The sequence below is a fragment of the Microbulbifer mixtoriginis (SeqCode) genome, from assembly GCF_052467705.1.
The window spans coordinates 2213870-2226857 of the sequence record NZ_CP174322.1 but is presented as its reverse complement, the minus strand read 5'-3'; the positions used below and the strand labels follow the sequence as shown (position 1 = coordinate 2226857).

11 protein-coding genes are annotated in these 12988 nt (G+C 46.7%); 4 read left to right on the top strand and 7 right to left on the bottom strand.

The window, feature by feature from the left end; genetic code table 11:
• Positions 1–10 precede the first annotated feature (10 nt).
• Complete coding sequence (locus ACJJIB_RS09980) at positions 11–745, top strand: siderophore-interacting protein (protein WP_444888758.1); 735 nt, start codon at positions 11–13, stop codon at positions 743–745.
• A gap of 201 nt (positions 746–946) precedes the next feature.
• Here the strand turns inward: ACJJIB_RS09980 and ACJJIB_RS09975 are convergent, their stop codons facing one another.
• The gene (locus tag ACJJIB_RS09975) at positions 947–1492 is read right to left on the bottom strand and encodes a hypothetical protein (protein WP_444888757.1); all 546 of its coding nucleotides are present in this window, start codon (positions 1490–1492) and stop codon (positions 947–949) included.
• Positions 1493–2284: 792 nt separating this feature from the next.
• Between ACJJIB_RS09975 and ACJJIB_RS09970 the strand changes: the two genes are divergently transcribed.
• The 3 genes from ACJJIB_RS09970 (at position 2285) to ACJJIB_RS09960 (ending at position 5465) form a co-directional block, all read left to right on the top strand.
• Entirely contained in the window at positions 2285–2905 is a 621-nt protein-coding gene (locus tag ACJJIB_RS09970; RefSeq protein ID WP_444885261.1) for an NHL repeat-containing protein, read from the top strand.
• Between the two features lie 873 nt (positions 2906–3778).
• A complete protein-coding gene (locus ACJJIB_RS09965) occupies positions 3779–3994 on the top strand; it encodes a hypothetical protein (RefSeq protein WP_444888756.1) in 216 nt (71 codons plus the stop codon).
• A gap of 166 nt (positions 3995–4160) precedes the next feature.
• Positions 4161–5465 carry a patatin-like phospholipase family protein gene (locus tag ACJJIB_RS09960; RefSeq protein WP_444888755.1) on the top strand — a complete coding sequence of 435 codons (1305 nt, stop codon included), beginning with the start codon at positions 4161–4163 and terminating at the stop codon, positions 5463–5465.
• Between the two features lie 49 nt (positions 5466–5514).
• Here the strand turns inward: ACJJIB_RS09960 and ACJJIB_RS09955 are convergent, their stop codons facing one another.
• From ACJJIB_RS09955 to ACJJIB_RS09930, 6 genes are all read right to left on the bottom strand, one after another.
• Positions 5515–7194 (bottom strand): NAD-dependent malic enzyme, encoded by a 1680-nt coding sequence (locus ACJJIB_RS09955; protein ID WP_252085557.1) that lies wholly within the window; start codon positions 7192–7194, stop codon positions 5515–5517.
• A gap of 684 nt (positions 7195–7878) precedes the next feature.
• Positions 7879–8328, bottom strand: a complete 450-nt coding sequence (locus tag ACJJIB_RS09950) for a GyrI-like domain-containing protein (RefSeq protein ID WP_444885264.1) — start codon at positions 8326–8328, stop codon at positions 7879–7881.
• A 172-nt stretch (positions 8329–8500) separates the two neighbouring features.
• Positions 8501–8884 (bottom strand): SpoIIAA family protein, encoded by a 384-nt coding sequence (locus ACJJIB_RS09945; RefSeq protein WP_444888754.1) that lies wholly within the window; start codon positions 8882–8884, stop codon positions 8501–8503.
• A gap of 123 nt (positions 8885–9007) precedes the next feature.
• Positions 9008–9253 carry a tautomerase family protein gene (locus ACJJIB_RS09940; RefSeq protein ID WP_444888753.1) on the bottom strand — a complete coding sequence of 82 codons (246 nt, stop codon included), beginning with the start codon at positions 9251–9253 and terminating at the stop codon, positions 9008–9010.
• 321 nt (positions 9254–9574) lie between these two features.
• Positions 9575–10735 (bottom strand): serine hydrolase domain-containing protein, encoded by a 1161-nt coding sequence (locus tag ACJJIB_RS09935; RefSeq protein WP_444888751.1) that lies wholly within the window; start codon positions 10733–10735, stop codon positions 9575–9577.
• 471 nt (positions 10736–11206) lie between these two features.
• The gene (locus tag ACJJIB_RS09930) at positions 11207–12871 is read right to left on the bottom strand and encodes an arylsulfatase (protein ID WP_444888749.1); all 1665 of its coding nucleotides are present in this window, start codon (positions 12869–12871) and stop codon (positions 11207–11209) included.
• Positions 12872–12988: the final 117 nt, after the last annotated feature.

The following is a 12988-nucleotide window of genomic DNA, read 5'->3' as shown; positions in this document are numbered from 1 at the left end:
CCTCAATACTATGGCTGAAAAACGCACACGAGAGCTGGTCGTTTTGCGCTCCACCAAAATATCAGAACACATGTTACGTATCACTCTGGGTGGCGAAGAGTTGGAATCCTTCCCCTGCGACCAGGAAAGCGCCTATATAAAACTGATTTTCCCCCAGGGTGAAGGTGAACGCCCACTGATGAGAAGCTATACCATCAGGCACCAACGGCAGACAGAAATCGATATCGACTTCGCTTTGCATGAACATGAAGGGCCAGCCTCAAATTGGGCGGCCAATGCACAACCCGGAGACTCTATTTTGATAAGAGGACCAGGCCCCAAGAAGCTGGTCAACCCCGAGGCCGACTGGTTTTTACTCGCTGGCGATATGACCGCACTACCCGCCATCAGTGTTAACCTGGCCCAACTACCTGATGAGGCCAGCGGATATGCTGTGATAGAAGTTTCAAGCGAATCGGATATTCAGCCACTGAAACACCCAAAAAAGCTGCAGCTACACTGGATGGTAAATTCCCTCCCTTCCGGCGAACTTCTCCTCCCTAAAATTCAGGCACTGCCCTGGCTTCCAGGCCAAGCCGCCATCTGGGCCGCCTGCGAATTTAGTAGCATGCGGCAGTTACGGAAATTTTTTAAGCAGGATAAAGAAATCCCCAAAACCCATATTTACATTTCCAGTTATTGGAAACTTGGGGACTCTGATGAAGGGCACAAGCTCGCGAAAAAACTGGATAACGAGCAGGCCTAAAGGGGAAAATTTGCAGATTTTAGAGGCCACAAAAGCAGCGGGGGAGCAACCCCCTCCCCTAGGGCCTTATCCGACACTAACACTAAGTGCGCTAAACCCAAAATAGTTTGCCCGCATTTCACAGCGGCATTATGTTTTCACACCTCAGTAGCAGAAGCCCTCCATTACCATAAGGCAAACCACTTTCGCGAAAATTACTCTTTATCCTGATCGATCCATCCGATACCAATAATTAGCAATATAACCCCGCTCATCAACCTGTAGCGCCTGGCGGGTAATTTCTGGAACGCCATTCTCACAGTGCCATGCATAGATAGTCACCCGTCCAGTCACAACGGCTGGTATAGATTCCGACGCAGGGTTGCTCTTACAGTAAGCGGCAATTGCCTCACTTGGCTCCTTCGAAGTGTCCGCCTTTTCTTCACAGGGAAGATTGGCGCCGACAAAACACGCATAGACTCCGCCATGCATACAACGCCAAAAAGTACCCCCCGCAACCCAATCCCTCGGAGCACCGGCAGAAATACCAGCCGCCTGGTAAATACCCGATAACACTACCTGCGGTTTTGCCGGGCCTATATAGGGTTCTTCCGGGCTATCGGCATTGACCACGACTCGGCAATAAGCCACCGGGTCATTAAAGGCCCCGAGATACCTTCCTTTATTTTGCTCCGTCTCGGCCAGGCTCAAACTCCCACATAATCCCAGAACCAGGCTCGCCAAGATACATGCACTAAGCCGAATCATATTTGACCTCCTCTCCCTGCTAACAAGCCCCAGCCACTGCTCTGGCGTCATTAGCGCCTCAACAGTCCTTCCGCGAACAGGACTCTCTATAGATTAGCTACCCCAGCCATACCGAAGGCCCACCACAGCAGCGCAGAAAACAATCAAGGAGAGTCTGTCGCCAACACGAGTTATCCGGTAGTGACTCCCACAGCCTAAGCCGCTGCATCACGCTCAGGATAGAAGGGTATAAATGCCCTTGACGCCATCCGGCAGCTGAATCACCATCCCCGACATCTAGGGATCCCGCAATTATTTTATTTTTCTAACTTTTCTTCTATTGGAAGACCATTTCCAAGATGGCACCAACCACCTGTAGGAATCCCCGCCCTTTTAGCGGGAGAGGATATTAAATTACAGACCTTTGCTTTAAGATCGTTTGAAACAACTGATTAGGAGGTTTTTATCAAGCCGAGTGGCCAATTCTACCCTTCAGTGGACAGAAATATAACCAGCCACAAGGCCTCAATCTCACTTTTTGCAGCAATAGCCGCCATTGAATAGACCGTACCCGGCGAATAGAAAATAAATAAGCCGGCACATGGTAAGTCTTTACTGGAAAGTACTAAGCGTAAATAAAAAACTTATCCTTTCAAAAGGCTACGCATACTTTTTCCTGAAAACTGCCAACAAAAATGTTACCAAGGCTCCAGCTGGTTTATTAATTATTCAATGAATTCACTTTAAGTCTTCAGATTTTGGTACCCCGAAGCACTAGAAAGCCCCGATCCAAAAACCCAAAGGAGATTAATCATGGAAATGAACTTTAAAGACAGAGGATTCCTCTCAACGTGGCACTTAAATATGGTCACTTTTGATAGAGAAGATAACCTGTGGTGTGTGGGAACTTCGAATAACATCGGAAAGTGGAATTCAAGAACTTTTGGCCTCGTTGACAAAAAAGAGTACAACCAATCCTGGGATTCCAAAATGATTGCATTTGACAAGTCAAATGCAATGTGGAGCGTTGGAACTAAAGGTAATCTTGCCAAGTGGAATACCACCACTGGAGCATGGGAGGAACCGGACATTGAAAAGCCCTGGGACCTAAAAATGATTGCCTTCGATAACTCCGGAGAAATGTGGTGTGTTGGTGAAAAAGGTAACGTAGGCAAATGGAACCCCATTGACAACAAGTGGGATGATCAGGGTGATCTGGGCGGCTGGAAACTGGACTGGATTGCCTTTAGGCCCGGTGACCCAAGAGGTGATATCTACTGTGTGGGAACCGAAAGCAACCTGGGACTCTACGATCCTAAATTCCCAAATGACACTTTCCATATCGCATCCAACTTTGAATGTAAAAGCCTCTATTTCCACGAAATATTTGGATATTGTGTCGGCACTAAAGACAATATGGGTGTATCAATTTAGTAGTCAGTAATTTCAGCTAGTGGATAATATTAATTATTCACTAGCTATTTGGCAGCCCAACCCAAAAAGTGAACCTCTCGCATTTTTAGGGTGTGGCGCATTAATAACAAGTTTAATGCTCTAGCCGTGACATTAGTACTCGGAAACTACGCACAGTCACTCACACCAAAGTCTACCCAGCCCCAAAACCACTGGATAGTAGAAACAACAACTTGCCCACTACTTTAAACAAGCCTGCAACCTCACAGGCCTCTAACCTATATCACCTATAACACAAGCTCGTTAGTAGCGGACTGGCAATAGCGCTTTCTCAGTTTCTCAACAGCCCAGAAAAAATTTTATCTCAATAAGAAACAGATTTCCTTTTGGAGATATCTATTATCGTGGAATTGATTACATAGCCGTACCGAAACTACGAAAAGAATACGCAGTGAAGATCCCCGCGCTGGCCATACTATACAGTCAGGATTAAGTTTCTGTCTCACTCCGAAGTCACGAAGCCCGCAATAGAAATCTGAGCCGGGTGTGCTCTCGTAAATACTGCACCAAGAGCTGGCGCCAGTGGACCTTTCATTTTGCTGGTGAAAATTGGCCACTTTCACAAAAATCTATAGACCACTTAACTGACATAGTGTGCAGCCCAGCACGGAACAAAGCACTGCCTGCAGAGAGCTGGTCCTGGGTGACAATGATCCAATGATCTACTGTTGATCAGCTAACCGTCGCTCCAACAGCTGCTGAAGGTGATCCCGCTACCGTACTCGACTCAACGATAAAAACAGTAGGATCGCTGTACGTTACTGGCAGGTATTTGGCACTGTACGGCTAATAGAGCTTATTGCGCAGCTTGGCAGCGAAGGTGGGTGGCATACATTGGCATACCGCAGATTTTGGCAAGCCCTTGACTATGGTACTACAGGCAAGGGACAAGGCGCTGTGCTTCCAGCCGGATCTCAAATCGAATCACCGGATTACTTCACCTTCAGTGCAGACCTGATTGCGCCTATCGATGAAGGCCACCGTAGCAACGAAAACCGTATCCGTGCACGCCCACCTTTGTATCCTCATTTAGTAAAAGCACTGCCTTAGAGATTTTACCGCTTACTGGATCTAGTGATGCCCAAGTGGGAAGGCACGAAAAACAAACTGGATGCTAAGGCGAATCTGATTCTGGGTGATACCCTGCCCCATTCTTTTAGCCAATAATCATTTCAACTTTCGTATGGAACCTACTGCCACCTCAGGGAAAAATCATATGAGTAACACAGCGTGGGTGACCAGCGCCATCTCCGAAGCCGATACCCTTTGGCAAAATTCGCGTACATCGATCGAAGGCAAGTCATTTAGTGATGTGCAGGACTCTAACGGCCTCCAGTATGTCGACCTGGTGATGGAAGGCGGTGGCATGCTAGGGATTGCCCTGGTGGGCTACACCTACATCCTTGAGAAGGCCGGTATTCGCTTTCGCAAGGTTGCAGGTACTTCTGCAGGTGCCATCAATGCACTATTTTTAGCCGCTGCCGGTACGCCGAGCTCACTTAAGAGTGCAAAGTTACTGGATATTATGGCTAAGGCGGACTTTGCCAGCTTTGAAGATGGTGAGCGCTTTGCGCGTAAAACGGTGCAGCGCCTGCTCAAAGGCAAAGGGCTGTTTAGTAGCCTGGCCTTACACCCATTCGACTCCCTGCGTACCTGCAAACAGCTATTGCGAGATAAGGGCCTCAATCCTGGCGACGCTTTTAGCCAATGGTTGCAAGAAGAGTTACGCCAGCTGGGCATTACCAATACCGCGCAACTTAAGCAGCGTATCAACCAGTTTCCCACTCTCCATTATCGGGGAGAACCAGATCATCAGGTGGGCGCTGCAGAAGTGGCGCTGGTAGCAGCGGATATTACCACTGAGACACGGGCTGTTTTTCCGGCAAAGGCCCCACTCTACTTTAGCAACCCGGATGCGATAAATCCCGCCGAATTCGTACGGGCTTCCATGTCTGTGCCGGGCTTTTTCAAACCCTATACAGTGAAGAATATTCCCCAGCTGGATGAATGCAGTTCAGTGGCCGAGAACTGGCGCAGTATTAAGGGAATTGGTGACCCCAGGCTGTTCTTTAAAAATGGTTTTCCTAAAGAAATTCAGTTTGTGGATGGTGGCCTGGTATCCAACTTCCCCTTTGATATCTTCCACAAGCCAGTCGGTACCCCCAAACTACCCACTTTTGGCATTAAGCTGGAAGTGGACCACTATCAACCCAAGTCTGACAAGGTGGGGCGCTTTGCCATGGGGCTAATCAATACCTGCCGTAACATGCTCGACAACCATGTGCGGGCCAGCCTAAATGCGGAATACCACACGCTGGTGAAAGAGATCGCTATAGAACCTATGACCAACGGCGAGCATCCCCACTGGTTGGATTTCGCCATGCCAGGAGAACACTGCGAACACCTGTTCCTGTCCGGCGTAAGGGCGGCGATCGAGTTCCTAAGCAACGGATTTCAATGGGAGGATTATCTTGTGCTGCGCAGGCCGGAAGTTTTCTACTCTGGGGAGCAGTTGGCTTAAGGAAAGAAAGCCGGGTAAAAAATACCCGGCTTAGATTTATTAAGGGTGATTAGAAGGAACGGCGTCGATAACTGCGATAGTTTGCGTGCCAGAAGTTGCGCTTGAGAGACCTCTCTAACTGCTCGTGGCTCACTTTGGGGGCAACTCCATCAAGCTGTGCCTGAGCAGCTACAGCTCTGGCGATATCAATGCTCACCTCACGAATATCATCCAAGTGCGGCAGCAGCGCGCCCTCCCCCTGCTTCACCACTGGTGCCTGCTCCGCCAGGGCGTTGGAAGCTGCCATCAACATGCCATCGGTAACCCGCGTGGCGTTGGCTGCGATCACCCCAAGACCAATACCAGGGAAAATATACACATTGTTGCACTGAGCAACCGGGTGGTGGCGTCCATCAATTTCCACGGCAGCAAAAGGACTACCGGTAGCCACCAGCGCCTCTCCCTTAGTCCAGGTATATATTTCCGTAGGAGTCGCCTCCGCGCGGGAGGTGGGGTTTGAAAGCGGCATCACCAGTGGGCGCTCATGGCCAGCTTGTAACGCCTCAATTACTTGTTGGTTAAACAACCCACCCTGCCCGGATACGCCAATAAGAATACTCGGCTTCACCTTACTGATCAGACTTTGCAGGTCTGACTCGGGCGCCCCATCGAAGATATCCGGTGACTGAGCCAGCGCCGCCTGGAAGTCATGCAGCCCCTTCATATCCGAGGTGACCAATCCATAGCGATCAAACATAAAAATACGCGAGCGCGCATCCGTATCACTAAGCCCCGCCTGTACCATGGCGGACACCACCTGCTCAGCAATTCCGCAACCGGCAGAACCAGCACCCACAATCAAAACCCGCTGGGCTGTTAAGGGCTCCTGCCAGGTTTTACAAGCAGCCAAAATAGTGCCCAGGGTAACAGCGGCGGTACCCTGGATATCGTCATTGAAACAGCAGATTTGATCCCTATAGCGTTGCAGTAACGGCATGGCATTCGTCTGGGCAAAGTCTTCAAACTGCACCAAAACCTTGGGCCAGCGACGCTTCACCGCCTCGATAAACTGCTCTAAAAACTCATCGTACTCCTTCTGAGAGATACGCTCATGGCGCCAACCCATATACATAGGATCGCTGAGCAGAGTGCGGTTATTGGTGCCAACATCCAAAGTGACCGGAAGTGTGTAAGCTGGGCTGATACCACCACAGGCGGTGTATAGAGATAATTTACCAATGGGAATCCCCATGCCGCCAATACCCTGGTCGCCAAGACCGAGGATACGCTCACCATCGGTAACGACGATAACCTTGACGTTTTCCTTAGTGGCACTGCGCAAGATATCATCTATGTATTCTCGGTCTGGGTAGGAAACAAACAGACCTCGATGGTTGCGATAAATATTAGAGAATTCCTCACAGGCCGCCCCAACGGTAGGCGTATAGATGATCGGCAGCATTTCATCAATATGATGCTCAATCAGGTAAAAGAACAACGTTTCATTATCGTCCTGTATACCACGCAAAAAGATATGCTTATCCAGGCCAGTCTTACACTGTTGGTACTGGTAATAGGCCCGTCGAGCCTGTTCCTCAATAGTCTCTACATTGGTCGGCAAGAGACCCGCCAGATTAAACTCGAGCCTTTCCTCTAGGGTAAATGCACTGCCTTTGTTTAGCAGTGGCATTTCCAGTAGAGAGGGGCCAGCATGCGGGATATATAAGGGACGCTTTTCGTTGTTGCTCATAAACCTGCTTTTTCAATGCGGTGATAGACGAGACATATTGCGCAAAAAAGCTTCCAACCTTACTGAATAATGCAAAGGGAGCCACTAATTTGCACAGACCCGCCAGTCCAAGGGGGCTTAAAGACTATCTAGTGTTATGGACTTTAACAAGGCCTACCCTCTGCACCTTGGGATCAGGATAAGTGCCTTTTAATCATGCTAGCTTGCTTTTTTCCGATGCTCTCAGGGCTGAGACTAAACGACTCCAGGAACAACGAGAGTAAGAAATAAACAACTGCGAAGCCTGTAAGGAGAAGTGTGCTGCCCACCTGTATTTCCCTCCTAGCCCCATAGTTTCATGGGAATTCTCAAGAGGAAGTTAGGAAAATGTGGTTAGAAAACTTGAAGGAGGAAGAATTGGTACCTGCAAAGACAAAGTATCGAAGAGGTGGGAAATAGGATGTCACCAACCAGCACCTAATGCACAAGCGAACCGAGACAGCAATAGTAGTACTGTCTATTTTGGCGCTGAGACATGTCCATAGTGACCATGCTGTCTATCTGGGCGTTTTGAAGTTTTGGTAAAGCAGGCGATCATTTTTCAACCATCAGAAAGCCTTTCGGAAAAAGCTCTTTGAAGAAGGGAAGCAAGATAGAGGGGCCCTAAACCTGTAGGCACAGTCTTCTTAGGAACCCCCAAGGCCACTATTTGATTGAAATGGCAACTCTTATCTCATTTGGGCTCAGGTAATGTTCAAAGTCTGTGGTGTAGGCTCTTTGGTGAGGACAATCCGGTGAAGAAAAGTAATTCCATATCTCACCCCATATGTCGATAACCGTCTGCGGCATTTCCCCCTGGGCGGAAAACACCAGATACTTACCCGATTGCACATGTATCGGCTTGAAATCTTCGGACATATCTGTTGAAAGCAGATCTGAGCAAGCATAGATATCAAACAACCCGCTATGGTCTGACTCATAGTTGGTATAAACCCCATAAATCTGGGGAGCCCCCGTAAACTTGGGAGCTGCCTCGGTACTAAACTTCTCCCACAGGGGAGCTATTTGCGCAGTAGAGGCATCCGCCTCATTCTCATTCTTTGTTCTTGCGCAGAGCCCCACCAGATCAAAGCCGGGAATTTGTTCAACGACCATAACTACCTCATTTTTATCAATTATTGATGTTACTTGTATTCCAATACACAGCTAAGTGCATGGATGAACAACTAAAGGGGTTCACCTTACTAAGGGTAGCTCCTTCCCTGTAGTAATTTCTTTGCTTTGAGCCCCAAACCGAAGAAAAATTCCACAACTACCTCTTGCTGAGTTAATCGAGTTTTTCTGGCCTGTAACGGTTGAGAAATTGAACCGCCTCGTCACGCTGTTCCAAAGAGAAGCACTGGATATCTATATTCCTAAATATCTTATCTTCAACCTTCACAATCTTTTGTAGCCATTGCTTATCCGTCAGAATGGCTGCCGCAGAGATATTAGAAATACCAACATTAACCAAGTATTTCAATTTTTCTAGCACTGCCGAGAACTCAAGCCCCTTAAATGACTCAATTTCCTCATAGATAGTGATCCTCTTATACTTCTCACCAAGCAACTTTGCTTGAGCCAAAGTCTCGGAAACATCACTTTCTGTAATTGAATCAGATACCCTGAAAGCGAGGGCATTAGGAATACCGATATCTATCGCTTTGATCATCTCACTAATCCCATTTCCAATAATCTACAGTCAGGAATTAAAAATATGCTGTGGGCAGTACCATCCTATTTATCACATTAAGCTTATTTTAAGCGCAGGATAAAAGTATCAGGAGGAAATACTCTACAACGCTCTACAGGAATCTGCTTTCTTTTTGATTTGCAAGGCAACCTCTTTCGTTAAGATTTGCCCACCTAACGACCAGTTTTCTGCCTCAACCAAGTCTAAAGAAACCCACACATGCTGCCTAAAACTCTCATCTCCGCCGCCTTCGACCTCCACCATAATATCACTGATTTTTTGCAGCAACTCCTTCTTCACACGCTCATCAACTAGCTCTTTAACTGTTGTAATTGTTACATGTGGCATAAAACCCTCCAATTGGTACATTTAGAAAATCAATCAAACTTAAAACAACTCTACAGAAGACAAAAAGGCATTAGATAGAACCATCCCTCAATGGAATGCAATAACTGCAGAGCTAAAAGATGCAGGGTAGCAATGACTAAAAATTCATTCTTAAACTCAAACTCTCCACAGGTCAGCACTCAATCTACTACAAACCTATCAAATACTGTATATAAATACAATGCTGGGTAACCAGCAATTAATTTCAACTCAGGATCGGGGATACCTCGCAATCCAGAGACTACGAGGCCAGCTTAAGGTACACGCAGAGAGTTGAGTCTTCTATTTTACTTGCTCATTACTATGAAAGAGATCTAGGGTCTTTAGAGCAAGGGCAACCAGATCCGCACTGGATTCCAAGTCCACATTCTTTATAACAGTCACTGCCCGCTGGTGTTCAGGACAAAGTATAAGCACACTTGTACTTCCTATACTTAGCCCCGTGTGGTATAGCAAATTAGGGTGTACTTGGAGAATACGCCTTATATCCGCATACTCTTCCGAGTTATATCCAGCTAAGAAATCTTGCCCCCCAAGAAACCAACCAATACCAATATTGGTTTCTGTTCCATCTGAAAGTTTAGAGTTAGTAAATAGCTCAGAAATGGATTCCTCCTGCAGAAAACCAGGCTTCAGATGAGAAAGCGCAAATTTCACCACATCTTTTGGCGTGGATAATATTCCACCGCCAGCATACTTATAGCTACTATTCACCTCTGGAGAATTTATAAGCACACCTGTAAAAAAAGAATAAGCGCCCTGTCTACTTGGGATAATTGGTGCCGCATCATCAAAGGTAGTTCTCTTCAATCCTAGAGGTTCAAAAACTTCAGTACTAACTATCTCCTTAAAGGTTTCCCCTTTTGCTGACTCCATTGCCGCACTCAGAAGAGTCCAATTATAAGTAGAATAACTCTGATCCGAACCGGGAACAAAAAGCAAAGGGTCATTTTTAAAAATATTCAAAGCTTCTAAAGTGTTGTTGTATTGCACATTCGAGAGAAACTCATGCGGAATAATGTAGTCACGAATTCCAGAGGTGTGATTGGTTAACTGGCGCAAGCTTATCGCTGGGTGGGTTTCAGGCCAGTCTGGCACCAACAGTCTTACCTCTGAATCCAAATTTAAAACTCCCTGCTCTACCAGACGCATCAAAGCAGCCGCAGTAATCACCTTAGAAACGCTTCCAATACGGAGTTTTGTTTTTTTGGTCATAGGAACTTTAGACTCAAGATCTGAATACCCAAATCCTTTAGCCCACTGAGTGCCATTAGTATCGCCAACGGCCACGCTAATACCAGGAACAGTATCTGAGGAAACAGCCTGCTCAAACAAAAGTTTTGCTTGTTGTGGAGCACTATCAGCGCCCTTTGATTGTAAGGGTAACCAAAGAGCCGCTGAAGCGATCAATATTATAAATTGATACATATCACCAAATTCCATTTGTAAATTTCATGTACAGAGACGCCGATAAGGCACCTTAGACACTATACAGGCATATAAAGGAAGTAAGCTAATTTAACTTTTGATCAGGCAAATAAGGTACGATAGAACCGAAAACAAGGGGAAAGATAACTTAAAATAACTTTTTAACTTTAAGAATTGAACACTATTCAAACTTTGGGGAAACGCCTTGTTTTAGATTAAGGGCAAAATCATTAGGTTACCTTTAAAACCACAGCAACTATAATTGACACCCCTAAACCTGAATGACAATTTGTATCAAACCAGAGCGTTGTTAATTACAACAGCTTGTTGCTACGCATCAAAGTGTATCCAGGAAAAATCATCTATGTGCTTTACCTGACTTAAAGCGATTACTATAGACCTGAGCTTCCTACCCTCCTTCTCTATTTAGAGAGTAATTCATCACCTTTTCATGCCCTGTGACCTAATTTAGCGCCCTATGAAAATTCAGTTACTACCCGAAGCTCCAGCCTCTAGCTGTTTTTGTACTTTTTCCAAATTGAAAGAGCCGGGAACTTGACTGGGGGGGTATTCCTTCATGGTGCTCAGGAACTTGGCAGCGAGCTGCTGCATAGGAACCAATACAAATGCACGATCAATAAACCAATCATTATAGGTATTGGAGCTATGTTGTGCTTTTTCGAAAGGATCCTGACGTAAATTAAACAGTAAAGGAATACGCAGTTCAGTAAAAGGTTCGCGCCAGACTTCAAAACCTTTACCACGATTCTCCAGGAAAATGGCTTTCCATGGCTCGTAACGCATAGCGACTATTTGACCATCATCATTAACATATATAAATTCCTTTCGTGGTGACAACTTGGCCTTACCAGAAAAGTAATCCAACATGTTATAACCGTCGACATAGTTGCGGTAGCGGCGACCGTTCAATTCCACCCCCTGCTTTAGTTGCTCTTTGATATTAGGGTTTCCGCCGGCGGCAGCCAGTGTTGGCAGCCAGTCTTCATGGGAAACGATGCCCGTCAGGGTAGTGCCAGCTGGGAATTTTCCAGGCCAGCGAACAAAAGCCGGTACCCGATAAGCCCCCTCCCAGTTGGAGTTCTTTTCACTGCGAAAGGGAGTTGTGGCCGCGTCAGGCCAGGTATTGAAGTGTGGTCCATTATCGGTGGAATAAAACACAATCGTATTGTCAGCAATTTTCAGACGATCGAGTAAACTCAGTAATTTTCCCACCAGAATGTCATGCTCTACCATGCCATCCATATACTCGTTGCTGTTCGGTCCAGCCAGATTTTTATGCTCCTCTCGCACATGAGTACGAAAATGCATCCGAGTAGCATTCCACCAGACAAAGAAAGGCTTTCCGGCCTGATGAGCACGCTCTATAAAGTCAATAGCTGCAGCTAAAGTTTCATCATCAATTGTCTCCATGCGTTTTTTAGTGAGCGGGCCTGTGTCCTCAATAGAGCCACCCGCATAAGACTTGATCACTCCGCGTGGGCCAAACTTTTTGCGGAATTCAGGATTTTTGGGGTAATCGCGATTCTCTGGCTCTTCTTCAGCATTGAGATGATAGAGATTTCCGAAAAACTCATCAAACCCATGGTTAGTGGGCAGATGTTCATTCCGGTCACCCTGGTGATTCTTACCAAACTGACCGGTAACATAACCGAGGCTTTTCATAACCGTGGCAATTGTCACATCACTCTTTTGCCAGCCTTCCTTGGCTCCTGGGAGCCCTACTTTGGTCATTCCAGTACGCACTGGCACATTACCTGCCAGGAAAGCGGCCCTTCCGGCCGTACAAGATTGCTGGCCGTAGTAATCGGTAAATGACAGCCCCTCAACAGCCAATCGATCAATGTTGGGCGTGGCATAACCCATCATGCCTCGGCTATTAAAACTGATATTCCAAATACCGATATCATCCCCCCAAATCACCAGGATATTGGGCTTTGTAAGCGGGGTATCCTGTACTTGAAGCTCCGGTGGGGCTTGAGTTTGCCCCTGCTCCTCCAACTGAGGCTGAGGCTGAGGCTGAGGCTGAGGCTGAGGCTGAGGCTGAGGCTGAGCAATAACGTGCCATTGCAAAAAACACAATACAATTGCACCCATGAACAATCGACGGAATACCAGAGTGGATGAAAACATATTGGGTCTCATAAATCATTTAACATCTATAGAGAGTGCATATAGCGACAAATAAACCTCTATTGACAACAAAAACCTTTTAAAAATTACTGGTGCCAATAGGTGTAAATTCACGCT